The 23,844-nt window shown below is 67.9% G+C and carries 16 protein-coding genes; 8 read left to right on the plus strand and 8 right to left on the minus strand.

From position 1 onward, the window contains the following. Positions 1 to 22: 22 nt before the first annotated feature. Entirely contained in the window at positions 23 to 673 is a 651-nt protein-coding gene (locus AC5P8F_RS05420) for a response regulator (RefSeq protein WP_014648360.1), read from the plus strand. Between the two features lie 558 nt (positions 674 to 1,231). Here AC5P8F_RS05420 and AC5P8F_RS05425 read toward each other — a convergent pair. Further along, the gene (locus AC5P8F_RS05425; protein ID WP_014648359.1) at positions 1,232 to 3,874 is read right to left on the minus strand and encodes a hybrid sensor histidine kinase/response regulator; all 2,643 of its coding nucleotides are present in this window, start codon (positions 3,872 to 3,874) and stop codon (positions 1,232 to 1,234) included. A gap of 66 nt (positions 3,875 to 3,940) precedes the next feature. Beyond that, entirely contained in the window at positions 3,941 to 5,110 is a 1,170-nt protein-coding gene (locus AC5P8F_RS05430) for an OprO/OprP family phosphate-selective porin (protein WP_046432442.1), read from the minus strand. Positions 5,111 to 5,442: 332 nt separating this feature from the next. Between AC5P8F_RS05430 and AC5P8F_RS05435 the strand changes: the two genes are divergently transcribed. Continuing rightward, positions 5,443 to 6,786, plus strand: coding sequence for a dicarboxylate/amino acid:cation symporter (locus AC5P8F_RS05435; protein ID WP_014648357.1), 1,344 nt, complete (start codon positions 5,443 to 5,445; stop codon positions 6,784 to 6,786). A 230-nt stretch (positions 6,787 to 7,016) separates the two neighbouring features. Then, entirely contained in the window at positions 7,017 to 9,308 is a 2,292-nt protein-coding gene (locus tag AC5P8F_RS05440; protein ID WP_014648356.1) for an NADP-dependent malic enzyme, read from the plus strand. A 531-nt stretch (positions 9,309 to 9,839) separates the two neighbouring features. On the opposite strand, the gene AC5P8F_RS05445 is transcribed toward AC5P8F_RS05440, so the two are convergent. Next, entirely contained in the window at positions 9,840 to 10,583 is a 744-nt protein-coding gene (locus AC5P8F_RS05445) for a basic secretory protein-like protein (RefSeq protein WP_032959489.1), read from the minus strand. Beyond that, positions 10,580 to 13,924: a GH92 family glycosyl hydrolase gene (locus tag AC5P8F_RS05450; RefSeq protein ID WP_495227688.1), complete on the minus strand. Its 3,345-nt coding sequence runs from the start codon at positions 13,922 to 13,924 to the stop codon at positions 10,580 to 10,582. The genes AC5P8F_RS05445 and AC5P8F_RS05450 overlap by 4 nt, the downstream gene beginning before the upstream one ends. Before the next feature lie 420 nt (positions 13,925 to 14,344). On the opposite strand from AC5P8F_RS05450, the gene AC5P8F_RS05455 reads away from it, so the two are divergent. The 3 genes from AC5P8F_RS05455 to AC5P8F_RS05465 are packed head-to-tail and all read left to right on the plus strand — an operon-like array spanning position 14,345 to position 16,985. Beyond that, positions 14,345 to 14,542: a zinc-finger domain-containing protein gene (locus tag AC5P8F_RS05455; RefSeq protein WP_005410967.1), complete on the plus strand. Its 198-nt coding sequence runs from the start codon at positions 14,345 to 14,347 to the stop codon at positions 14,540 to 14,542. A 15-nt stretch (positions 14,543 to 14,557) separates the two neighbouring features. Further along, positions 14,558 to 15,673, plus strand: coding sequence for a glycosyltransferase (locus AC5P8F_RS05460; RefSeq protein WP_014648352.1), 1,116 nt, complete (start codon positions 14,558 to 14,560; stop codon positions 15,671 to 15,673). Continuing rightward, on the plus strand, positions 15,654 to 16,985 hold the full coding sequence (locus tag AC5P8F_RS05465) for an O-antigen ligase family protein (protein ID WP_346601711.1): 1,332 nt from the start codon (positions 15,654 to 15,656) through the stop codon (positions 16,983 to 16,985). The genes AC5P8F_RS05460 and AC5P8F_RS05465 overlap by 20 nt, the downstream gene beginning before the upstream one ends. A 97-nt stretch (positions 16,986 to 17,082) precedes the next feature. On the opposite strand, the gene AC5P8F_RS05470 is transcribed toward AC5P8F_RS05465, so the two are convergent. Next, positions 17,083 to 18,000 (minus strand): LpxL/LpxP family Kdo(2)-lipid IV(A) lauroyl/palmitoleoyl acyltransferase, encoded by a 918-nt coding sequence (locus AC5P8F_RS05470; RefSeq protein ID WP_014648350.1) that lies wholly within the window; start codon positions 17,998 to 18,000, stop codon positions 17,083 to 17,085. A gap of 60 nt (positions 18,001 to 18,060) precedes the next feature. Here AC5P8F_RS05470 and waaA point away from each other — a divergent pair, with 60 nt between their 5' ends. Both waaA and AC5P8F_RS05480 read left to right on the plus strand, forming a co-directional pair. Continuing rightward, positions 18,061 to 19,359, plus strand: coding sequence for a lipid IV(A) 3-deoxy-D-manno-octulosonic acid transferase (gene waaA, locus AC5P8F_RS05475; protein ID WP_014648349.1), 1,299 nt, complete (start codon positions 18,061 to 18,063; stop codon positions 19,357 to 19,359). 223 nt (positions 19,360 to 19,582) lie between these two features. Then, a complete protein-coding gene (locus AC5P8F_RS05480) occupies positions 19,583 to 20,827 on the plus strand; it encodes an amino acid transporter (protein WP_241887099.1) in 1,245 nt (414 codons plus the stop codon). 100 nt (positions 20,828 to 20,927) lie between these two features. Here the strand turns inward: AC5P8F_RS05480 and AC5P8F_RS05485 are convergent, their stop codons facing one another. The 3 genes from AC5P8F_RS05485 to AC5P8F_RS05495 all read right to left on the minus strand — a co-directional run bounded on the left by AC5P8F_RS05485 (position 20,928) and on the right by AC5P8F_RS05495 (position 23,767). Beyond that, entirely contained in the window at positions 20,928 to 22,286 is a 1,359-nt protein-coding gene (locus AC5P8F_RS05485; RefSeq protein ID WP_014648347.1) for a TolC family outer membrane protein, read from the minus strand. A 16-nt stretch (positions 22,287 to 22,302) separates the two neighbouring features. Continuing rightward, positions 22,303 to 22,950 carry a protein-L-isoaspartate O-methyltransferase family protein gene (locus tag AC5P8F_RS05490; RefSeq protein WP_014648346.1) on the minus strand — a complete coding sequence of 216 codons (648 nt, stop codon included), beginning with the start codon at positions 22,948 to 22,950 and terminating at the stop codon, positions 22,303 to 22,305. 136 nt (positions 22,951 to 23,086) lie between these two features. Next, positions 23,087 to 23,767 carry a TetR/AcrR family transcriptional regulator gene (locus AC5P8F_RS05495; RefSeq protein WP_049440624.1) on the minus strand — a complete coding sequence of 227 codons (681 nt, stop codon included), beginning with the start codon at positions 23,765 to 23,767 and terminating at the stop codon, positions 23,087 to 23,089. Between the last annotated feature and the right edge of the window lie 77 nt (positions 23,768 to 23,844).

A 23,844-nucleotide genomic window follows, 5' to 3' on the forward strand; every position in this document is an offset into this window, starting at 1 on the left:
GGCCTGCCCGTACAATGGCGGCATGAGCGAATACACCATCCTGATCGCCGACGACCACCCGCTGCTGCGTTCGGCGGTGGTGCAGTCCTTGCGGCAGAGCCTGCCGCTGGCGCAGGTGCGCGAGGTGGCCAGTGCCGATGCGCTGGCCGAGGCGCTCGACGCACAGCCGGACGTGGACCTGGTGCTGCTCGACCTGACCATGCCCGGCGCGCACGGTTTTTCCGCGCTGCTGCACGTGCGCGGCTCGCATCCGGACATCCCGGTGGTGATCCTTTCCTCCAACGACCATCCGCGGGTGATCCGCCGTGCCCAGCAGTTCGGCGCCGCCGGTTTCATCCCGAAGTCCGCGCCGGCCGAGACCATCGGCGAGGCCGTGCAGGCAGTACTCGATGGCGGCCTGTGGTTCCCGGCGATGGCCGCCGAGCGTTCCGAGGCCGATGCACTACTGGCCAGCCGCCTGGCCCAGCTGACCCCGCAGCAGTTCCGCGTGCTGCTCTGCCTGGCCGATGGCCTGCTCAACAAGCAGATCGCCTACACCCTGGGGCTGGCCGAGAACACGGTGAAGGTGCACGTCACCGCCATCCTGAAGAAGCTCGAGTGCCACAGCCGCACACAGGCGGCGGTGCTGGTGAAGGCGCTGGAGCCCGAGGGCGACGCCGGCATCGGGCTGTAGTTTCCAGCAAACGGCGCAGCCCCTCGTGGGTGGACACGTAGAGCAGTTCATGGGTGAGGCCGGGCAGGTGGACTGCACAGGGGCCGCTGCAAGTACATCCATGTAAGCTCGGTCGCCGCATCCATGCGGCTCACGCCCCTGCGCAGCCCACCTGCCCGGCCACGGACAGGTTCCGTGCGCATCCACCCACGGAAGAGAAAAGAAGATCAAAAGCAAAGGCAGCCTGACAGGCCGCTTTTTGTAGAGCCGAGCCCACGCTCGGCTGCTTTCTGGCCAGTCCGTGAAGCCGAGCATGGGCTCGGCTCTACACGAGCAAGCGCAGCGCGCGACCCGCTTTTGATCTTATTTTCTTCTCCGTGGGTGCAGGCCACCGAAATCTGTCGGAGGCCGGTCGGGTTGGGTGCGCGGGGGTGTCAGCCGCATGGATGCGGCTGCCAAGCCTCCAGGGACGGATTCACGGCGTCCCCCGCGTACCCAACCCGACCGGCCCACCCGCGGCTTCTGCTTTCCGCGACCACCCAGACACCACCCACGAGGGGCTGCGCCGTTGGCTGGAAACTACCCGCGATGGCGGATCAGCAACTGACTCATCAGTGCCCGCAGCGCCGGCGGCTTCACCGGCTTGGCCATCATCCCCCAGCCGCGTTCGGCGGCCATCTCACGCAACCCCGCATCGCGCTCGGCAGTAACCAGCACTACCGGCGGGCGGGCCTGCCACAATTCGGCCAATGTCTCGTACAGCACCGGCCCATGGTGATCGCCCATGCGCACATCCAGCAGCACCAGCTCCGGTACTGCGCCTGTTGCTGCCAGCTGCAGCGCCGCCTGTGGGCCATCGGCCAGCGCCACCTCGCAGCCCCAGCGCTCCAGCAGCGCGCGGCTGGCCGCGCACACGTGCGGATCGTCGTCGATCACCCACACCCGGCGACCGCGAAGCGGGTTGTCCGCCGCCGGTTCCTGCACCAGCACCGGCACGGGAGCAGTAGCGGGAATCGCGCTGGCTTCGCCGAACGGCACGCCCACCGCGAACACGCTGCCCTGGCCCAGCTGCGAGCGCAGCCGGATCGGATGCCCAAGCAGGCGGCCGATGCGATCGACGATGGCCAGGCCAAGGCCGGCGCCGCGCTGCTGGCCGTCGTGCAGGCGGCGGAACTCCTCGAAGATCTCGCCCTGCAACGCGTCGGGAATGCCGGGGCCCTGGTCGTGCACCTCGATCCACAGCATGCCTTCACGGCGACGGCAGCCGAGCAGCACGCGGCCGCGTTCGCTGTAGCGCAGCGCGTTGGACAGGAAGTTCTGCAGGATTCGGCGCAGCAGGGCTTCATCGCTGACCACTACCGCATCGGTATCGACCCAGTCGACCACCAGGCCACGCGACTGTGCGGCGATGCCGAATTCGCGCGCCAGCGTCTGCAGCAAAGGCCCGAGCCGGAACGCCTGCACTCGGGTCGGCAGGCTGCCGGATTCCAGGCGCGCGATATCCAGCAGACTATTGAGGATCGCATCCTGCGCGGCCAGTGCAGCATCGATGTGGTCCGCAGTCTGCTGCTGCGCCGGGTCGCCCAGCTTGCCGCGCAGCACCGAGACGAACATGCGCGCCGCGTTGAGCGGCTGCAGCAGGTCGTGCACGGCCGAGGCGACGAATCGCGTCTTGTAGCGGTTGGCCTGCTCGGCTTCGCGGCGTGCTTCTTCCAGGTCATGGGTGCGCTCGGCGATGCGGTGTTCCAGCGCATCGGCCAGCGAGCGCAGTTCGCGCGCGGCGTTCTTGTAGCTGGTGATGTCGGCATAGCTGGTGACGAAGCCGCCGTCGGGCAGCGGGTTGCCGCGGATTTCCAGCACGGTGCCATCGTCTTTTTCGCTTTCGCGCATGTGCGGGCGGCCGCTGCGCAGGTGATTCAGGCGGCGCTCGATGGCTTCATCGACCGGGCCCGGACCAAGCAGGCCACGGCGTGCGTTGAAGCGGAACAGTTCCTCGATCGGCCGGCCGACGCGAACCAGGTCCTGCGGGAAGCGGAACAGTTCCAGATAGCGCGAATTCCACGCGACCAGGCGCAGTTCGCGGTCGATCACCACCACGCCCTGCGGCAGGTGTTCGAGGCTGCGGCTGAGGCCGCTGTCGGCATCGGTGGCGGCCTGCAGCAGGCCATCCTGCGCGGTACGCAGTTCCTGTGCATGCTGCTTGAGCAGGGTTTCCAGCTCGCGGCGGCTTCGCAGGCGATGCTTGGCCAGTCGCCGGCGCTGCTGCACGAACAGCACCAGGAAGCCTAGCGCCAGCCATGCAGCGCCACCGGTGAGTGCTGCGGCGCGGCCGGCGCCGGTGGCGGCACTGGCATCGTGCAGCAGGTGCAGGTTCCAGCCTTCGGCGGGCAGCGGCAGGCTCTGCCACAGCATCGGCTGCGGCAGCGCCGGATCCAGCAGGCGCACCATGCGGCCGCCATCGGCCAGCACGTCTTCGGTGCGTGCGCGCAGGGGCTGCAATGCGCGGTCGGCGTACTGGCGGGCGTCCAGCATCTCGCGGCGCTCATCGGCTCCCAGCGGGCGCAGCAGCCGGTAGCGCCAGCTGTCCCGGTTGGCCAGGAACACCACGTCGTGGTCGTCGCTGGCCAGCACCACGTCCGGGCTGCTCAGCCATTCCTGCTCCAGCGCGGACAACTCGACCTTGATCACCACCACGCCCAGCCGCTTGCCGTCTTCTTCGATGGCCTGCGAAAGGTAATAGCCGGGCACGCCGGTGGTCATGCCGATGCCGTAGAAGCGGCCACGGCCCTGCGCCAGCGCCTGGCGGTAGTAGGGGCGGTAGCTGTAGTTCTCGCCGACATTGGTGGTCGGCTGGTCCCAGTTGCTGGCCGCCACCGCCACACCGTCGTGGCCGACCAGGGTCAGGGTCGAGGCACGGGTGACTTCGTTGGCGCGTTGCAGCTTGAGGTTCAGCCGCTGCCGTTCGCTGGGCGAGGGCGGCACGCGCAGTGCATGCAGCAGATCCGGGTCAAGTGCCAGCACCTGCGGCAAGGTGCCGAAGCGGTCGATGCGCTGTTGCAGGCCCTGGCCATACAGCTGCAGCTGGCGTTGCACCTGGCTGCTTTCCTCGCCGAGCGCGCGCCGCCAGGCGTAATGACCGGCGGCGACCGCGCACAGCACGGTGCCGCCGACCATCACCAGCAGGGTCAGCAACAGCATCCGGTGGCGGCTGAGCCAGTACATGGCGGCAGTCTACGCAGGGCCGGCGGGCGTGGCGTGCACGCCCGCCGGGGTCTGACGTGGAAGGGGTCAGAAGTGCATCTGCGCGCGCAGTTCGAAGATCTCCGGCGTGCTGTGCACGCCACGACGGCTGGCGTCGACCTTCACGTAGTTGGCCTGGAACTTGAAGTGGCTGGTCAGGTACCAGTTCGCACCCAGCGTCAGGTCGTGCTGGCGGCCGCCGAGGATGCTGCCATCGTCCAGGTCGAGACGGCTGTATCGGGCCAGCAGTTCGACCGCGCCGTAATTGTGCGCCGGCTTGATGTTGGCCACCGCGCCGGCGTTGTACGGGCGCGATTCGCCGGTCAGCACCCAGCTGGCCATCGCGTACTGGCCACTGCCGGTGTAGTCGGGCTTGCCGTCACGACGGGTGACCGTAGCGCGCAGCGCTTCGGCCTGCAGCGAGAACGGGCCCCGGATCCAGATGCCTTCCAGGCCGGTGCGGCGGATCTGGTCGGCGGTGACCAGCGCACCGGAATCGACGTAGCGGATGTCGGTCAGGCCGGCTTCCGGGCGCGCGCGCAGGCGGGCGCTGGCCTCGTGATGCACGTCGCGGCCATCGCTGTAGCCACGCGGGTTTTCCTGCGAGTAGGCCAGGCCCAGGTGGATCACATCGCCCGGTGCCTTCACCGGCGTCCACACCGCACGCACCGCCTGGGTGGTGCCGGGGTTGTCGCCCTGCAGGTCCTTGCCGCCATAGGCCCCGGCCTGCAGCAGGTACTGCGGGCGCTCCAGCACCCACTCCACGCCGGTGCGGCGGCCTTCGTAGAAGGCCTGCACCGGCAGCGAGGTTTCCAGGAAGCTGCCGGCACGCGAAGAGGTGTTCGCATCCAGGCCGACCGGGGTCTTCATGTAGCCGAAGCGGAAGCGGCCGACGTCACGGCCGAAGAAGGCCTTGCTCTCGAAGCGCACGAACACGTCCAGCCAGGTATCGGCCTGGAAGTCGTAGTAGACCATCGCATCGTAGACGCCCTTCTTTTTCAGCGTCGCGCCGAATTCCTTGCGGCGCACGGCATCGTCGTCCTCGAGGCCACTGGCCGAGGAGAAGTCGTTGTAGTCGTAGGCGATGTTGGCGGTGGCCGCCAGCTCGGTGCCATCACCGAAGGTGTACTTGGTCGGCCAGTTGTCGAAATCGGCGGCCGAGGCGAAGGCGGGAAGGGCGGCCAGCGACAGGGCCAGCAAGGTGGGATTCGGGCGCATGTTGGGTGCGGCTCTCTCAGATTGCGTGTGGACAGGACATCAACGGCCGGAAGGGCCGGAACTTTCGCAAAGACTCACCCAGCCGTTCAGCCCGGGCCACCAGCCTCCCCAGGATCGGGCGGTGCGGCGCCAGTGTAGGCACCTGTGCCACCTGAACCGGGAGGCTAGTACCAATAGGTTATCTGCGCTGGCGTGCCTGGCGCGTACAAAGGCGTCCATTGGTCGCACCTCCTGTGCGTGCTGCACAGGGCCTGCGATCAGTTTCCACGGTAACGGTTCCCGTGCAGCTCCGGGGCCGTACGTGCCTGAAAACGCCCCTTCCGGAGTCCGCCATGCACATCCCGACCGCAGCACCGGTGCCTGCAAAGCCGTTGCCGATCTATCGCCAGCTGTACTTCCAGGTGATCGTGGCGATCGTCCTGGGCGCCATCCTCGGCCATTACGAGCCGTTGATCGGCGAGAAGATGAAGCCGCTCGGTGATGCCTTCATCAACCTGGTGAAGATGATCATCGCGCCGGTGATCTTCCTCACCATCGTCACCGGCATCGCCAGCATGACCCACCTGCGTACGGTGGGCCGGGTCTTTGCCAAGGCGATGGCGTACTTCCTGTTCTTCTCCACGCTGGCGCTGATCGTCGGCATGATCGTGGCGCACGTGGTGCAGCCCGGCGCCGGCATGAACATCAACCCGGCCGAGCTGGACCAGACCGCAGTGCACAGCTACGTCGAGAAGTCGCACGACCTGACCCTGGTCGGCTTCCTGATGGACATCATCCCGAAGACGCTGCTCAGCGCCTTCGTCGACGGCAACATCCTGCAGGTGCTGTTCGTGGCCGTGCTGTTCGGCATCGCGCTGGCGATGGTGGGCGAGAAGGGCAAGCCGGTGCTGAACTTCCTGGAGGCGCTGGTCGCTCCGGTGTTCAAGCTGGTGCACATCCTGATGAAGGCCGCCCCGATCGGCGCCTTCGGTGCGATCGCCTTCACCATCGGCAAGTACGGCGTCGGCTCGCTGATCAACCTGGCCTGGCTGGTGGGCTCGTTCTACCTCACCGCCTTCCTGTTCGTGGCGGTGATCCTCGGCGTGGTCTGCCGCCTGTGCGGCTTCTCGGTGTTCAAGCTGGCGCGCTACCTGAAGGCCGAACTGCTGCTGGTGCTCGGCACCTCGTCGTCGGAGTCGGCGCTGCCGTCGCTGATGGAGAAGATGGAACGCGCCGGCTGCAGCAAGTCGGTGGTGGGCCTGGTGGTCCCGACCGGCTACTCGTTCAACCTGGACGGCACCAACATCTACATGACCCTGGCGGCGCTGTTCATCGCCCAGGCCACCAACACCGAACTGACCCTGGGCCACCAGATCGCCCTGCTGCTGGTCGCCATGCTCAGCTCCAAGGGCGCGGCCGGCGTCACCGGCGCGGGCTTCATCACCCTGGCCGCCACCCTGGCCGTCGTGCCGGAAGTGCCGGTGGCCGGCATGGCGCTGATCCTGGGCGTGGACCGCTTCATGAGCGAATGCCGCTCGCTGACCAACTTCATCGGCAATGCCGTGGCCACCGTGGTGGTCTCGCGCTGGGAAGGCGCGCTGGACCGCAACCGCCTGAAGCTGGCGCTGGATGGCCGCGAAAGCGAACTGCCGCCGCCGGTCGATGCGCTGCCCGAGGCACTGCCGGCCAAGGGCTGATCCAGGTGTGTGGTACCGCGGGGCCGGTCACGACAGTGGTACGGCCCCGCGGCGTTTCAGGGCGTCCCATGGCTGTCATGGGCAACGCCGAAGCTGACATCGCGGTACCGTCGCATACGGCACGGAATTGTGCGGTCGCAGCATGCTTGCGACAGGATAGCGACAGGTCCAGACGCTCCAACGGGGGTATCATCCCCTGTCCCTTCTGCCCATTCATGTAACCCACATCGATGTCCAACGAAGATTTCAAACAGGCCGCCCTCGATTACCACCGGATGTCCCCGCCGGGAAAGATCAAGGTTTCCGCTACCAAGCCCATGCTGACCCAGCGCGACCTGTCGCTGGCGTATTCGCCGGGCGTGGCGTACGCCTGTGAAGCGATCAAGGCCGACCCGCAGCAGGCCAGCGAGCTGACTGCCCGCGGCAACCTGGTGGCGGTGATCTCCAACGGCACCGCGGTGCTGGGCCTGGGCAACATCGGCGCGCTGGCCGGCAAGCCGGTGATGGAAGGCAAGGGCGTGCTGTTCCAGAAGTTCGCCGGCATCGATGTGTTCGACATCGAAGTCGACGAGACCGACCCGGACAAGCTGGTCGACATCATCGCCTCGCTGGAACCGACCTTCGGCGGCATCAACCTGGAAGACATCAAGGCGCCGGAATGCTTCGTGGTCGAGCGCAAGCTGCGCGAGCGCATGAAGATCCCGGTGTTCCATGACGACCAGCACGGCACGGCGATCATCGTCGGCGCAGCGGTGCTCAACGCCATGGCGATCACCGGCAAGAAGATCGAGGACGTGAAGCTGGCGACCACGGGCATGGGCGCGGCCGGCATTTCCTGCGTGAACATGCTGGTGCAGCTGGGCCTGAAGCCGGAAAACATCCTGGCCTTCGACCGCGAGGGCGTGATCCACACGGGTCGTACCGACCTGGATCCGGAAAAGCAGCGCTATGCGCGCGACACCGACAAGCGCACCCTGGCCGAGATCGTCGACGGCGCGGACATCTTCCTGGGCCTGTCGGCGCCGGGCATCCTGACCGCCGACATGGTCAAGACCATGGCGCCGGATCCGGTGATCTTCGCACTGGCCAACCCGACCCCGGAAATCATGCCGGAACTGGCGCGCGCCGCCCGTCCGGACGCGATCATCGGCACCGGCCGTTCGGACTACCCGAACCAGGTCAACAATGTGCTGTGCTTCCCGTACCTGTTCCGTGGTGCGCTGGACGTGGGCGCCACCGCGATCAACGAGGAAATGAAGATCGCCTGCGTGCGTGCCATCGCTGCACTGGCCCGCCGCGCCGCCACCGACATGGGCTCGGCCTATGGCGGTGACACCCCGAGCTTCGGCCGTGAATACCTGATCCCGCGTCCGTTCGACCGTCGCCTGCTGGTGGAGCTGTCGGCCGCCGTGGCCCAGGCCGCAATGGATTCGGGCGTGGCCTCGCGCCCGATCGACGACATGGGCGCCTACCGCGACAAGCTGGCCCAGTTCGTCTACCGCACCAGCCTGATGATGAAGCCGGTCTACGACCGCGCGCGCAGCGACAAGCAGCGCGTGGTGTACGCCGAAGGCGAAGAGGAAGTGGTGCTGCAGGCGGTGCAGAACGTGGTCGATGACGGCCTGGCGCACCCGATCCTGATCGGCCGCCCGGAAGTGATCGAGTCGCGCATCGAACGCCTCGGCCTGCGCCTGAAGATCGGCGAGAACGTTGAAGTCACCAACATCAACGATGACCCGCGCTTCAACGAATACTGGCAGTACTACCATGGCCTGACCGGCCGTCGTGGCGTGACCGTGGCCGCGGCGAAGAACCTGATGCGTTCGCGCCCGACCCTGATCGCAGCAGTGATGGTGGCGCGCGGCGAAGCCGATGCGATGCTGACCGGCATCGTCGGCCGCTTCCACAAGAAGCTGGGCTACGTGCGCAGCGTGCTGCCGCTGGAGCCGAAGGTCACCTCGACCTCGGCGATGACCGGCGTGATCAACCAGCAGGGCGTGTTCTTCTTCGTCGATACCCACGTGCAGGAAGACCCGACCGCCGAGCAGCTGTGCGAAGCGACCCTGCAGGCGGCCTACCGCATGAAGTTGTTCGGCATCGAGCCGAAGGTCGCGCTGCTGTCGCACTCCAACTTCGGCAGCCACGATTCGAAGGACGCGCTGAAGATGCGCCAGGTGCGCGAGCTGCTGCTCAAGCGCAACCCGCGCCTGAACGTGGACGGCGAAATGCAGGGCGACACCGCATGGGATGAAGCGCTGCGCCAGAAGCTGCTGCCGGGCTCGACCCTGCAGGGCCGCGCCAACCTGTTCGTGCTGCCGAACCTGGAAGCGGCCAACATCGCCTACAACCTGGTGCGCGTGTTCACCGATGGCGTGGCGATCGGCCCGATCCTGATGGGCGTGAACAAGCCGGTGCACATCCTGACCACCAGCGCCACTTCGCGCCGGATCCTGAACATGACCGCGATCGCGGCGGTCGATGCGCAGATCCGCAAGCAGCTGGAAGCGGAAAAGAAGGCATAAGCCTTCTTTCCCACTTCCGCTGCCCACGCATTCTTCCTCTACCCCCGCCTTCGGCGCGCCCCTTCAACAAGAAGGGGCTCCTGGTCGGGAGAATGATGGCGCTGGCGCGGCTGGACGTCGGCGCAAGTGAAAACACCGGGCATTGCCCGGTGTTTTCATTTGCCGCAACGGCCGCAGAACCTGCCACACGCGCTACGCCGCCCGGTCATTTCCCTGCAACGCCGTTGCGGCCCAATACGCCCACGCGGCCCGGCCGTGGGAAGGTACCGGACCGGCCTTCCCACCCTGGGCCCGACCAACTTTCATGGGCGAGGGTGTCATGCGTAATCGAGTCACGCGGCGATATTTCCAGCAGCTGTTCGCGCTGTACGCCGGTTTCGTGCAGTCGCGCTGAGGCGTAGAAAGCAGCGAGGTAGAGTCGACCGTTGGTCGACTATCGCGCGAAGCGCGGGGTTTTCGGGGGCTGTACGAAAGTCAGTCGACTAACAGTCGACTCTACCCAGTCGCCCCAATTCCCAGTTGACCAGCCAGTCAGCGCCGCTTGCCGCGGCGTGCAGGGGCCGGCGGCGGTGCATCCGACCGCGGCTTGGCGTACTGGGCCCACAGTGCGGGCAGTGCCTTGCCGGTGTGCTTCTGCCACAGCGCCGGTGCATAGCGGCCATCGCGCAGGGCCGTGTCCAGTGCCAGCACCAGGCCCGGGTGTTCGGCGTCGGCCCATTTCAGGAACGCACCGGTGACCCGGTAGCCGCTGTCGAAGTTCTGACCCTTCTCGACCTTGCCCGGCAGCGACCAGCCCGCGGCGGCATTGTCCATGCCGTAGCGGTCGCGTGCGTAGTCGGCGATGCCCTCCACCAGCCAACCCGGCACCCGTGCGTCGCCATGGCCCGGATAGCCCTGCACGATGTGCATGGCCTCATGGGTGACCAGGTCGATGTCGTTGGGGTGCTGCGCCAGCCAACCCGGATTGATGGTGATCGTTGCCGCCTGGTCCTTGTCACCGACGAAGGCGATCCCGGTGTAGGCCGGATCGATCACGATGCGCACCATCGATGGCGCGGCCGGGTGGAAGTCCGCACGTTCGCGCAGGTAGGCGAAGTAGAACGTATCGATCACCCGCTTGCGCTGCGGCGCGGCCAGGGCGCCACGGGCGTCCTGGTAGTTCAGCGTCACGCCGTCGCGGGTCAGCTGCGCATCAAAGGCCTGGGTCTGGCCGAAGCTGGAGAAGGAAAGGGCAACAAGGGCCAGAGGCAACAGACGGTAGCGCATAGGGCTCATTGTACGGCGCTGGGCGCCAACAGTTCGATCTCCGCCAGCGGCAGCCGGCCCGGCGCGGCCAGGCGCAGCCGGTACTCGCTGTAACGACCGGGTCTGGCGATGCGGAACGGACGGGTCTGGCGGGCAGACTCGAAGGCTTCGCCGCTGCGCTGGTCGAGCACGGTCCAGTGGCCGTTGCCATTGCGCGCTTCCAGCGTCCATTCGCCGCCCTGGATGCGGCCGTCACCGCTGGTCAGCGTATACATCGTCGGCGTGCCATTGCTCAGGCCGGTCAGTGCGATGGTCGCGCCGCCACCCAGGCCGACGGTGGTGGCCGCATCGTCATCGACCAGCGCCGGCAGGGCGCGGCCATCGGCCAGTGTTGCCTTCGCGCCGCTGCCGAGCAGGTCGTGCAGCAGCTGCGGGCGCTGGCCACGGGCGGTCAGCGAGCGCGGCACGTCATCCACGCCGCTGCCCCAGCGCGACGGCTGCGGGCCCATCACGAAGTCCAGCGTCGCGCCCCTGGCGATCAGCTCGTGCGGCACCCAGGTCTTCGTCCAGGGCGTGCCGTTGATCTTCAGCGACTGCACGTAGACGTTCTCTCGCGAATTGTTGGCCGCGTTCACGGTCAGCACCGCGCCGCCCTGCAGTTCCACCCGCGCGTGGCGGAAGGCCGGCGAACCGATCACATACTCCGGGGCGCCCATGCGCAGCGGGTACAGGCCCAGCGAGGCCAGCACGTACCACGCCGAGGTCTCGCCATTGTCCTCGTCGCCCGGATAGCCCTGGCCGATCTCGCTGCCGACGTACAGCCGCGACAGGATCTCGCGCACGTGCTGCTGGGTCTTCCACGGCTGCCCGGCGTACAGGTACATCCACGGGATGTGGTGCGCCGGCTGGTTGCTGTGCGCGTACATGCCCATGCGCACGTCGCGCGCCTCGGTCATCTCGTGGATGGTGCCGCCGTAGGAACCGGCCAGTGCCGGGTCTGCGGTTTCCGGCGTGGCGAAGAAGGCATCCAGTTTCGCCGCCAGCTTGTCGCGGCCACCGTACAGCGCGGCCAGGCCTTCGCCATCGTGGGCAGCGGTGAAGGCGAAGGTCCAGCCATTGGACTCGGTGTAGTCGTGGCCCCACACGCGCGGGTCGTAGTCCTTCGCGTCCACGCGCCACTGGCCATCGGCAGTGCGGCCCTGGAAGAAGCCGGCGGCCGGATCGAACATCGTCGTGTAGCTGGCGGCGCGATAGCGGAAGTAGTCGGCCTCGGTGCTGTAGCGCTCGCGTGCGGCCGGCGTGGTCGCACGCTTGGCCAGCGCGTCGGCCATGTTGGCGATGCCGAAATCATTGAGTGCGCCTTCCATCGTCCACGACATGCCTTCATGCACGTCCGCGCTGGCGTAGCCACGGAAGGTCGAACGGTCCATGCCCTTGCGGCCGACATGGCGGTCGGGCGGGACCACGGTCGCGTTCTTCAGCGCGGCGGCGTAGGCCTCGGCCGGATCGAAACCGCCGATGCCCTTCAGCCACGCATCGGCGAAGGCCACGTCCGAGCTGGTACCGACCATCAGGTCCGCATAGCCCGGCGACGACCAGCGTGCGATCCAGCCGCCGGCGCGGTACTGCTCGATGAAGCCCTGCACTAGCTGGCCGGCATCGTCGGGCGTGAACAGTGCATAGGCCGGCCAGGTGGTGCGGAAGGTGTCCCAGAAGCCGTTGTTGACGAACACCTTGCCATCGCGCACGCCGGCGTAACTGCGGGTCGCGCTGCCTTCGGTGTTGTCATCGCTGGCGCTGGCCTGGTTGGCGTAGCGCCACTCCGGTGCGGCGGCGCTGCCCACGTTCTCGTGGCCGGAATTCGGGTACAGGTACAGCCGGTACAGGCTGGAGTACAGCGTGGTCTTCTGGTCGTCGCTGGCATCGCCGATGTCGAAGCGGGCCAGGCGCGCGTCCCACGCGTCCTGTGCGCGGCCGGCCACGCTCTCCAGCGTATCGGCGGCGGCGATTTCCAGTGCGAGGTTGTGCCGCGCCTGCTCCACCGAGATCAGCGAGGTGGCGATGCGCATCGTCACCCGCCGCTCGCTGCCGGCATCGAACTTGATGTAGCCGGTCGGGCGCCCGGTGTCGAGGCGGCCGCTGCTGCGCCAGGGCTTGTCGAAGCTGGCCACCACGTACATGCGGCTGGCGCCGTTGGAGAGGCCGCTGCGCGTATCGGTGTAGCCCGACAGCGTCTGTGTGGCGGCATCCAGAGTCAGGCCACCACGTGCATCGACGTTGTCGAACAGCAGGTTGGCGTCACCGCCTTCGGGGAAGTCGAAGCGGAACAACGCGGCATGATCGGTCGGCGCGATGGCGGCAGCGATGCCGTTGTCGAAGCGCACGTCGTAGCGGTAGGGGCGCGCGCTTTCATGGCGGCGATCGAACGACAGCGCGCGCTTGCGGCGGTCGGCCTCCGGCACGCCACGGCTGGCCGAGGGCATCACCTGGAAGGTCTGGCGGTCACCCATCCACGGGCTGGGCTGGTGGCTCAGCGCAAGCGCCTGCAGCTGCGGGCGGTTCTGTGCGTCGTTCTGTTCGTTCCAGCGGTACAGCCAGTTCAGTGCGCCGGCATCGGTCACCGGGGTCCAGAAGTTGAAGCCGTGCGGCACCGCCGTGGCCGGGAAATTGTTGCCGCGCGAGAAGGTGCCGTTGGCCTGGGTGCCGCGGGTGGTCAGCACCCAGTCGGAGACGCGCTGTGGCTGCTGCCGCGGCTGTGCGTCCAGGCGCACGTCATCGATCCAGCCAGAGACCGGCGCGCCCTCGGCACTGGCCACCTCCAGCTCGATCGCCACCACGCGGCGGCCCTTCAGCGTGGGTACGTCGCCCAGCCGCACTGCCTTGCGCGCCCACTGTTGCGGGTACAGCGTCTTCGATTCGCCCTGCGCGCGTGCGCCGATCGCCACCCCATGCTGGTCGCGCGCCGCACCGGCCGACACGCGGCTGCCATCGTCCAGCAGCAGGTCCAGCGAGACATAGGTCGAAGTGACGGTGTCCTTGCCGACGATCTCCGGCAGCACCAGCCACGACAGCGTGGTATCGGCCTCGATGGGCAGGTCGGCCTTGAACAGTTCGCGCCGCGCGCTGCCGCCTTCGCTGCTGTAGCGCAGTGCATGCAGGCCGCTGTAGCCGGCGTTGCGCTTGGCCGCGTAAGGCGCCGCAGGGCCGTTGCCGATCGTGACCTGAAGTGCACCCGCGGCCTGCGTCGGGGCAGGTTCGCCGGGCTCGAACGAGGTCTGCAGCCCCTGTGCCAGCACCGGCATCGCAGTGGTCGCACAGGCCAGGGCCAGGGCGAGTGGAAGCAGGGCGCGGCGCGGATCGGACAGGGTCATGCAAGGGTCTCCCGGAAGGGCTGGCGGCGGGCAGAACCCGCATCGGCGGACACCACGGACAGCATCGCTCCGCCCGCCAGGCTGGCAGTGGAAGAGGCGATGCCGGTCCGGTGGGGGCGGGCCATGCGATCGGGTTGGATTGGGTGGGTCGGGGTGCGACCTGGCCCGATCCTGCAACAGCCGTCGCGCGCTGGCAAGTGCCATTTAGTTCGATCCAAATGCGGGAAATATCGCTGGAGTCGATTCTGGCGAGCGAACCTGCCGGAACGACCGCGAAATCCCCGGCGCCGCCGCCGCCCGGCGTGCGGCGGGGAGATGCGAGGCATCGGCGGGAGCGCGCAAAGGCCCGTTGTGGCGCAATGTCGGTGCGGCCCAGATGCTAGAATCACAGGCCTCGCAACCCGTTCACCGACATCCGCCATGAGCCATACCGCCACCGCGCCCGCCAACGCCGAGAAGCGCTACACCGTGCACCGCAGCGATCTGCCGTTGAGCTGCCCGACCCCGGAAATGGCGCTGTGGAACTCGCATCCGCGCGTGTACCTGCCGATCGAAGACGAGCCCAACGGTGAAGCGCAGTGCCCGTACTGCGGTTCCGTGTTCGTGCTGGCCGACTAAACGGCGGCCCCTTCGATGCGCCGATTGACCGTGGTGCAGTTGCTGCCGGCGCTGCACTCCGGCGGTGTCGAGCGCTCGACCCTGGAAATCGCTGCTGCCCTGGTCGCGGCCGGCCATCGTGCACTGGTGGTGTCCGCCGGTGGCCGCCTGGTGCAGCCGCTGCTGGACAGCGGTGCCGAGCACCTCACCCTGGACATCGGCCGCAAGTCGCTGCTGACCCTGCGCCATCTGCCGACCCTGCGCCGCCTGTTTGCCGAGGTCGGTGCGGACATCGTGCACGCCCGTTCGCGGCTGCCGGCCTGGCTGGGCCTGTACGCGATCCGCGCCATGCCCGCCGCACAGCGCCCGCACTGGGTGACCACCGTGCACGGGTTGAATTCGCCCAGCCGCTACAGTGCGGTGATGACCAGTGGCGAACGCGTGATCTGCGTGTCCAATACCGTGCGCGCCTTCGTGCAACGCCACTACCCGACGGTGCCGGAAGAAAAACTGCAGGTCATTCCCCGCGGTGTCGATGTCGGCCAGTTCCCACGCGTAGCACGTGCCGACCGTCGCCCGCGGCTGGCCCTGGCCGCCGATTATCCCTGGCTGGCGCAGGTTGATGGCCCGCTGCTGCTGTTGCCCGGGCGCGGTACCCGGCTGAAGGGCCACGCCCACGCGCTGCAGCTGCTGGCCGACGTGCGTGCCGCCGGCGTGCCTGCGCAGCTGTGGATGCTGGGTACCGAGGAACCCGGGCGTGAGGCCTACGTGGCCGATCTGCGCCGCCAGGCTGCGGCACTGGGCGTGGCCGAGGCCGTACAGATCAGCACGCCTACCGCACGCATCGCCCTGGCCTACGCCGCCAGCGATCTGGTGCTGCAGCTGTCGGACAAGCCGGAAGCCTTTGGCCGCACCGTGGTCGAGGCGCTGTCGGTCGGCCGCCCGGTGCTGGGCTGGGACCACGGTGGCGTCGGCGAACTGCTGCAGCAGCTGCAGCCCGGCGGCGCGGTGCCGCTCGGCGACGCGCGCGCGTTGGGTGAACGTGCGCTGGCCCTGCTGGCGCAGCCGCCATCCTTGCCGACCCGCATCCCGTTTACCCTGCAGGCCATGCAGCGCGATACCCTCCGCCTCTATGCCGATCTCGCCGGCTGACCCCGCTGCCATCGTGCGCGACGACCGCGCTGGGCGCTGGGCACCCTGGTGGGTGCTGGCGTACGTGGCGATGTGGCCGTTGCCAGGCATCGCTGAAACCGTGCTCGGCCTTGGCGCGCTCTATGCTGCCGTGCGCATGGTCATGCGCCGGCTGCAGCGCCGCCCGCACCTGTTGAGCACGGCGGCGTGGGCCCTGGCCTCGATCCTGTTCCTCGGCTACTGGCTGCCACAGGCGTTCTCGGCCATCGATGCGATCGATCCGGCGGCCTCGTGGACCAAGGCTGCCGCCGGACTTCGCTACCTGCCCTTCATGTGGCTGGTGGCGATCGCGGTAGCCACGCCGGAACGGCGGCGGCTGACCTTCGGTGGCCTGGCGCTGATCACCGGCGCGTGGACGCTGGACGCGTTGGTACAGGCGCTGGCCGGCACCAGCCCATGGTTCTGGTCGCTGGAGCACCTGAAGCTGGCCGTAAGTGGCCACGCGCTGTGCCCGGCCGACGAAGCCGCACTGGCCGACCGCCTCAGTGGCGCGCTCGGGCCCTGCAACCTGAAATTCGGCCAGGTGCTGGCCAGCCTGTCACCCTTCCTGCTGCTGCCGATGGCGCGGCGTTTCGGCAGTGCGGGGTGGTTGCTGGCCGCCGCCGCACTGGGAGGCGTGCTGCTGCTGGCCGGTTCGCGCGCCTCGTGGATCACCTTTGTGCTGGTGCTGGCCTACAGCGGCCTGCGCCAGTTCGGCTGGAAGCGGCTGCTGCTGCTGGCCCTTGTGGCAGCGCTGGGTACGGCCGCACTGACAGCGGGCGTGCCGCAGCTGCGCGAGCGTGTTGCGCGCACGGCACAGGCATGGAACGAAGACGGGCAGGGCGTTGACGAGGCGCTTTCGGGGCGCGCGCGCATCTGGACGGCGGCGGTGTGCATGATCGAGGAACATCCGGTCAACGGTGTCGGTGCGCGCGGCTTCCGTGATGCGTATCCGGCCTGCGTGTCAGACGAGGGCCCCGCCGTGTGGGGCAATCAACCGGCATTGCACGCCCACCAGATCGTGCTGGAAATCCTGGCCGAGACCGGCGTGCTGGGCCTGCTGCTGTGGCTGGCGGCGGTGGCGCAGGCCTGGCGGGCCTGGCGCTATGCACCGCCGGCGGCGCGTGACCGCGCCCGCCCGGCGATGCTGGCGCTGGCGGTTACCGTGTTCCCGCTCAATACGCACCTGGCGTTCTATTCTGCGTTCTGGGGCGGCCTGACCGTGCTGCTGGCGGCCCTGTTCGCCGGCAGTCTGCTGGCCCGCGAATCGGACGAATCTCCGCCGATGCAGTAGTTGCCAACCTTGGTGAGCTCCCCGGGACCGGCCTCGGTTCATCCGGCGCCAACCAAGGTTGGCGCCACGAGGACGCCGGCCCTTCCACCGCATCCGGCTATTTGTAGAAATCACTCCGGCCGCCGGGCTGGCGCTTGAAGCGGCGGTGGATCCACAGGTACTGGTCGGGGGCTTCGCGCACCATCTCTTCGATGGCCTGGTTGACCCGCGTGGTATCGGCTTCCACGTCCTCGCTGGGGAAATTCTCCAGCGGTGCGCCGATCTTCAGCACGTACTTCCCGCCTTCGCGGCGGTGGAAGTACGGGATCACTGCACAACCGGTCATCCTTGCCAGCTGGTGGGTGGCGGTGATGGTCGAAGCGGTGTGGCCGAAGAACGGCACGAACACGGTGTCCTTGCCACGCATGTCCTGGTCCGGCGCGTACCAGAGGAAGCCGCCCTTCTTCAGGTGGCGCACGGTCGCGCGGATGTCCTCGTTGGCGAACATCGCCTTGGCATAGCGCAGGCGGCCGAACTTCACCGCCCACTCGTACACCGGGTTCTTGTGCTTGCGGTACATGCCGGACAGGTCGACGTAGTCGCACAGCAGGCGTCCGCACATTTCCAGGGTCATGAAGTGGCCGGAGACCAGCAGCACGCCGCGGCCTTCAGCCTCCATCTGCCGCAGGTGTTCCAGGCCTTCGATCCGTACCTGCGGGCGGATGCGGTCGATGCTGCCCCACCAGGCGCGGATGCACTCGAACACGCCCACGCCCAGCGCATCGAAACTGTCGCGCACCAGGCGCTGGCGCCAGGCTTCGTCCTTCTCGGGGAAGCACAGCTGCAGGTTGACTTCGGCGGCGCGGCGGCGGCTGCCGAGCAGGCGCCAGGTGATCCAGCCGACGCCCCGGCCCAGCGCGCGCTGCAGCATCCACGGCAGGCGGGCGATGGCGAAGGCGCCGAACATGGCGGCGAACATCGGCCAGTTGCGCGGATCGCGCAGCGATGGGCGGACGGCGGTGGAGGCATCTGACATGGGGCCATTCTACCAAGGCGGCCGCGTGTCTTTCCCCGGGGGCTCCCGTATCCTTGCCGCATGCGCAAAGACCCTGTCGAATGGATCCTGCGCGGCCTGTATTCGGTCGTGCTCTACATCCTGCTGCCGATCACCGTGTACCACCTGGTCTGGCGCGGTTTCCGGGTTCGTGAATACTTCCGGCGCTGGGATGAACGCTATGCCTCCTATCCGCAGCCGACCGGGCAGCCGCGGGTCTGGCTGCACGCGGTCTCGGTGGGCGAGGTCAATGCCGCCGCGCCGCTGGTCAATGCCCTGCGCCAGCAGCGCCCGGACATCCGCTGGGTGATCACCACCATCACCCCGACCGGCTCCGAGCGCGTACGCGCGCTGTGGGGCGACGCCCTGGACCATGTCTACCTGCCGTATGACGTGCCGGGCAGCGTCAACCGTTTCCTCGGCCATTTCCAGCCCAGCCTGGCGCTGATCCTGGAAACCGAGCTGTGGCCGAACATGCTGTTCGGCTGCCGTGACCGCGGCATTCCGGTGTACATCCTCAACGCCCGGTTGTCGGCGCGTTCGCTGCGCGGCTACCGGTTGCTGGCGGCACTGATCCGCCGCGCGCTGCGCACCGTCACCTGCGTGGCCGCGCAGTCGCAGGACGATGCCGAGCGCTTCGTGCAGCTGGGGGCGGATCCCGGCCAGGTGCAGGCGCTGGGCAACCTGAAATTCGACATCGCCACGCCGGATGTGCAGGGTTTCGTCGAACAGTTCCACGCGCGGGTACCGGCCGCTCGTCCGGTATGGATCGCCGCCAGTACCCATGATGGCGAGGAGCAGGCGGTGATCGACCTGCACCGGCGCCTGCGCCAGCGGCATCCGGAGCTGCTGCTGCTGTGGGCACCGCGACATCCCGAGCGTTTCCCGAAGGTGGAAGCGCTGGCGCGCGAACAGGGCTGGAGCGTGGCGACCCGCCGCGTGGACCAGTGGCCACACGCGGCCACAGACGTGTTCGTCATCGACACCCTTGGCGAGCTGATGCCGTTCTATGCCTGCGCCCAGGTCGCCTTCGTCGGCGGCAGCCTGCAGGCCATCGGTGGTCACAACCTGCTGGAGCCGGCCGCGATGGGAACGGCGGCGGTGACCGGCCCGCACCTGCACAACTTCGCGGAAATTTCCCGGCGCATGCGCGAGGCCGGAGCGCTGCTGATCGGCGAGGACGCGCAGGCGGTGGGCGATCTGCTGCAGCACCTGCTCGACGATGCCCAGGCCCGCGAAGACATGGCGCGGGCGGGATGCACGCTGGTCAGCAATGGCCGCGGCGCGCTGCAACGCACGCTTGCCCTGGTGGCGCCGCACCTGCCACCACCGCGCGAGTGATCGCGGCAGCGCGGAGTCAGCGGCGCTGACGAGCATTGTCGTGATCAACGTCATCAATTCTGCTTAGCGACGATTTTTCTGTCGTTGCTGGACCGACCCTGCCGCTGGCAGCGTGCCTGCCATCACATCGTTGCGCACATTCCACCGATTCTGATTCCGCAGGACGACGCAGGCTGCCAGCCTGCTGTCGACCGCGCTTGGGCGGATATCAAGGGAACTTGCGATGGACGGCGACAGGGGCGGGGACGGCACGGGTGGGGCCGGACTGGGGACGGACCATCTGGCGGTGGTGGCGTTGACACTGTTGGTGGGCGGTAGCGTGATCGCACTGGTGGGCCAGCACACGGCGGCACAGGCAGGCCCCGCCATCGTGCTGAGCCTGTTGCTGGCTGCACTGGGGGCCGGCCTGGTGCTGTGCTGCCTGCAGGATCTGGTGCTGCGGTTGCCGGCGGGCGAGGGCCTGCACGGGCTGCTGGCTGCCAGCTGGGGGCCGCGGGTGGCGGGCGTGTTGGGCATGGCCCTGCTGCTGGAGCTGGTGGCGACCACGGCGGGCGTGGCGCAGTCCATGGCCCTCCATCTGCACACGGTGCTGGCCGCCGAAGGCCTCCAGCCCTGCGACTGGCTGCCGGAACAGGTCACGGCGGCGGTGGGCCTGCTGATGCTGGGCGCGCTGGCATTGCTGCCGCCACGGCGTGTGGTGCTGGTGGCCTGCGCCCTGTTGACGGTGAAGATCGGTGCGGGGGTGTTGCTGCTGGCGCTGGCGGCACGTCATGTGCATTACGCGCACTGGATCCCCTGGCTGCCACCGGCGACCGCGCCGTATCGCTTCGGGCTGGGCGGGGTGCTGGCGGCTGCGGTGCCGCTGCTGGGGGTATTTGCCAGCGTCGGCTTGGCACTGGGCTTTCCTGCGTTGCGCCGCCAGGGCGCGACGTGGCAACCGGCAGTGCTGGCGCTGGTCTCGTTGCTGGCGATGCTGCTGCTGATCGTGCTGGCAGCACTGCAGGCAGGGCTGGTCGAGTTTTCCGCGCTTGCCAGTACCCGGCCACTGTCGGTGGCGCTGCAGATGCATCCGCAATTGGAGTGGATGCTGCCGTTGTTGCCGCTGGCGGGGGCTACGGGCCTGGCCGCCCTGCAGCTGGTGCTGCTGATGCTGGCCTTGCGGCTGGCAACATCGCTGTGGCCAGGGGCGGGTGATGCAGTGGGACGCTCCCGCGGTGTGATCGTGGCGGCGGTCGGACTGCCGGCGGTGATGCTGGTGCTGTGGCTGCCGTTGGGCACCCTGCCGGCGCTGCCGGGTCCGGCAACCCTGCTGGTGATGGCGGCGCTGTGCCTGGCGGTGCTGCGGCGGCGGAATGACATGAGGCAGGGCGCAACCGGTCGCGAACTGGTGCTGCCGATGCTGGCGCCCTTGGCGGCCGCGCTGTGCGTCTTTGCGGCGTTGGAACGCCTGCGGGCATGGCCGGGCTGAGGGTTCGCGGGGCCACGCAACGGGTAGCTGCGGGCGGATGCACCGCCTGCAAAAAAGCCACCCTTGCGGGTGGCTTCTTTGTTGCCGGCAGGGCGACGGATCAGTGCGTGGTCGTTGCCGGATTGCCCGCGTCCTGGGTCAGCAGGCGGTTGACGTCCTGCAGCTCTGCCACGTCCAGCGCACCCAGCGACTGGCTCAGCAGCAGGCGGTTCTGCAGGAAGGTGTAGCGGGCCTGGGCGTAGTCCAGCTGCGCCGAGAACAGGATGCGCTGGTTCTGGATCACGTCCAGCACGGTACGGGTACCGACTTCCAGGCCGACCTGCGAGGCGTCGTACGCGCTCTGTGCCGAGACCACGGCCAGGCGACGGGCCTCCACTTCGCTGATGCCCTGTACCAGGGTCTGGTAGGCATTGCGGGTGTTGCGGTCCAGGGCGCGCTTCTGCTGCTCGTAGCCGTCCTGGGCGATGTCACGCTGGGCCAGCGCCTGGCGTACGCCGGACTGGGTGGCACCACCGGAGAAGATCGGCACGCTCAGGGTCAGGCCGATGCTGTTGGTGCGGGCGTCCGGCGACAGCGAACCGGAACCAGTGCTGTCACCCCAGGTCGCGCTCTTGCCCCAGCTGCCGCCCAGCGACAGGGTCGGGTAATGGCCGCCACGGGCGGCCTGCACGCCAGCCTCGGCGGCGCTGACCTTCAGTTCCTGCGCCTTCAGCGCCGGATTCTGGGTGGTGGCCTGCTGCACCAGCTCATCGATGTTGCCACGGTTGGCCGGCACTTCCGGGCGGAAGTCGGCCGGCAGCCCACGCAGGTTGGTCACCGGCTGGCCGGTCAGTTCGGTCAGGGCCTGGTAGTTATCGGCCAGGGTGTTCTGCGCAACGATGGTGTTGGCACGCGCCTGGTCGTACTGGGCGCGTGCTTCGTGCACGTCGGTGATCGGCGCCAGGCCCACTTCCAGGCGCTTGTCGGCGAAGTCGAACTGCTTCTTCGCGGCCGCTTCATTGGTCTGTGCGGCATTCAGCGATTCGATCGCCACCAGCACGTTGAAGTAGGCCGCCGAGGTGCGAACGATCAGGCTGTCGTTGGCCGAATCGAGGGTGAAGTCCGCCGCCTTGCTCAGCTCGCGCTGCGAACGCAGATTGTTGATCTGGGTCCAGTTGAACAGCGTCTGGCTGCCGTCGATCGTGTAGGTGCGGCGCTTGTTGGTGAACGAGCCGGAGTTGGCGTCGGCGTTCGGCTCACTGCGCGTGCGGTTCAGCTGGGCCTGGCCGTTGATCTGCGGCAGCAGGGCGGCGCGCGCCTGCACGGCGCCTTCCTTGTCATACAGCCGGGTCGATTCGGCGGCGGACAGCTGCGGATCGCCATTGCGCGCCATTTCGTAGACCTGCAGCAGGTCGGCGGCATGGGCGGACAACGGCAGCAGGGCAGTGGCCAGCGCAACAGCGAGGGATCGGCGGATCATTGCGGCTTCCTTGGACTCAGAGGTGGAACTGGGGGGCCGGGGCGGCACCACGCAGGTAATCGATATCGGTCTCGAACAGGGACTCGCTGCTGCCGTCGGCCTTGACCAGCAGGGCCTCCATCGCCGGCGAGCGGCCGTGGATCACGAACAGGCGACCACCCGGACGCAGCCACGAGGCGAACTGTGACGGCACCACGTCGACCGCACCAGTGACACAGATCACGTCAAAGCGGCGTTCGGTCTGCCAGGACAGGGCGTCGGCCACTTCCACGCGGACGTTGGTGCCCAGGCCGGACGCGTCCAGGCGGGCGCGCGCGGCGGCGGCCAGCTCCGGGTCGATTTCCAGGCTCAGCACGTCGCGCGCCAGCGCGCCGATGCAGGCCGACAGGAAGCCGCTGCCGGTGCCGATTTCCAGCACTTCGTCACCCGGCTGCAGGTCCAGCGCCTGCAGGGTACGGCCCTCGATGACCGGCTTCATCATCTTCTGGCCATGGCCGATCGGCAGTTCGACATCGGCGTAGGCCAGTGCCCGGTGTGCATCGGCGACAAAAGCCTCGCGCGGCAGGCGGGCCAGGACGTCGAGCACCTTGATGTCCAGCACGTCCCAGGGACGGATCTGCTGTTCCACCATCAGTTCGCGGGCGTGGGCGTAATCAATCGTCATGAGGTTCAAATCCAGCGCAGTGGGCCGGCCATTTTACCGGTGCCGGAGGCCGGCGGCGCGCCCAGAGCATCAGCTGCCGGGTGGCCGGGGTCGCAGTGCCGGAAGTCATCGCGACCTCCGGTTCGTTCAGTTTTGGTTATTCAGACGTCCCGGCCCCTCGCGGCGCATAGGCGCGCAGGAAGAAGTCGATGCTGGCAGTCACGTGGGCAAGAGGGTCGCATTGCACCGGTGACAGTGGCATGCCGCACATCATATGCATGTGCACTTCACCCTTGACCAGGGTCAGGAACTGCTCGCCAGCCAGCGAATAGTCGGTGATTTCCAGCTCGCCGCGCTCGGCGCGTGCCCGCAGGAAGTCAGCCAGGGCCTCGCAGGTACGTTCCGGTCCTGCCTTCCAGAACAGCTCGCGCAGGCGTTCGTCGGTCTCCGGCGCCATCATCATGCGCTGGATCGAGATCGCCGCATCGGACGTGATCAGTTCGAAGAAGGCCAGACCGATCCCGATCAGCTGGTCGCGCAGCGGGCCGTCCGCGTCGGCCACGAACAGGGCATCGGGCAGCATTTCAATGCACTTCGACTGCACGGCCTCGGAGAACAGGGTCTCCTTGTCGCCGAAGTGGCTGTACACAGTCAGTTTCGAGACGCCGGCCTGAGCGGCGATGGTGTCCATGCTCACGCCGGTATAGCCCTGTTCGATGAACAGTGTCTTGGCTGCTTCAAGGATCGCCGCGCGCTTGCCGAGGTCCTTGGGGCGCCCGGGTCCGGCGGCCTTGGCAGCGGGCTTGGCCGACGGCTTGCGGGAAGTGTGAGAACTCATCACCACAATACTAGACCAAGCGGTTCGATATTTATACTATACCGGCCGGTTTATTAAATTGGGCCGGCAGTCGCGGC

Source organism: Stenotrophomonas sp. YJH_SMC_69, assembly GCF_059370495.1.

Bases quoted from the DNA above. Each gene is read 5' to 3' on its own strand.
- AC5P8F_RS05420 (WP_014648360.1), top strand. From the start codon at position 23: ATGAGCGAATACACCATCCTGATCGCCGACGACCACCCGCTGCTGCGT.
- AC5P8F_RS05425 (WP_014648359.1), bottom strand. From the start codon at position 3,874: ATGTACTGGCTCAGCCGCCACCGGATGCTGTTGCTGACCCTGCTGGTG.
- AC5P8F_RS05430 (WP_046432442.1), bottom strand. From the start codon at position 5,110: ATGCGCCCGAATCCCACCTTGCTGGCCCTGTCGCTGGCCGCCCTTCCC.
- AC5P8F_RS05435 (WP_014648357.1), top strand. From the start codon at position 5,443: ATGCACATCCCGACCGCAGCACCGGTGCCTGCAAAGCCGTTGCCGATC.
- AC5P8F_RS05440 (WP_014648356.1), top strand. From the start codon at position 7,017: ATGTCCAACGAAGATTTCAAACAGGCCGCCCTCGATTACCACCGGATG.
- AC5P8F_RS05445 (WP_032959489.1), bottom strand. From the start codon at position 10,583: ATGAGCCCTATGCGCTACCGTCTGTTGCCTCTGGCCCTTGTTGCCCTT.
- AC5P8F_RS05450 (WP_495227688.1), bottom strand. From the start codon at position 13,924: ATGACCCTGTCCGATCCGCGCCGCGCCCTGCTTCCACTCGCCCTGGCC.
- AC5P8F_RS05455 (WP_005410967.1), top strand. From the start codon at position 14,345: ATGAGCCATACCGCCACCGCGCCCGCCAACGCCGAGAAGCGCTACACC.
- AC5P8F_RS05460 (WP_014648352.1), top strand. From the start codon at position 14,558: ATGCGCCGATTGACCGTGGTGCAGTTGCTGCCGGCGCTGCACTCCGGC.
- AC5P8F_RS05465 (WP_346601711.1), top strand. From the start codon at position 15,654: ATGCCGATCTCGCCGGCTGACCCCGCTGCCATCGTGCGCGACGACCGC.
- AC5P8F_RS05470 (WP_014648350.1), bottom strand. From the start codon at position 18,000: ATGTCAGATGCCTCCACCGCCGTCCGCCCATCGCTGCGCGATCCGCGC.
- waaA (WP_014648349.1), top strand. From the start codon at position 18,061: ATGCGCAAAGACCCTGTCGAATGGATCCTGCGCGGCCTGTATTCGGTC.
- AC5P8F_RS05480 (WP_241887099.1), top strand. From the start codon at position 19,583: ATGGACGGCGACAGGGGCGGGGACGGCACGGGTGGGGCCGGACTGGGG.
- AC5P8F_RS05485 (WP_014648347.1), bottom strand. From the start codon at position 22,286: ATGATCCGCCGATCCCTCGCTGTTGCGCTGGCCACTGCCCTGCTGCCG.
- AC5P8F_RS05490 (WP_014648346.1), bottom strand. From the start codon at position 22,950: ATGACGATTGATTACGCCCACGCCCGCGAACTGATGGTGGAACAGCAG.
- AC5P8F_RS05495 (WP_049440624.1), bottom strand. From the start codon at position 23,767: ATGAGTTCTCACACTTCCCGCAAGCCGTCGGCCAAGCCCGCTGCCAAG.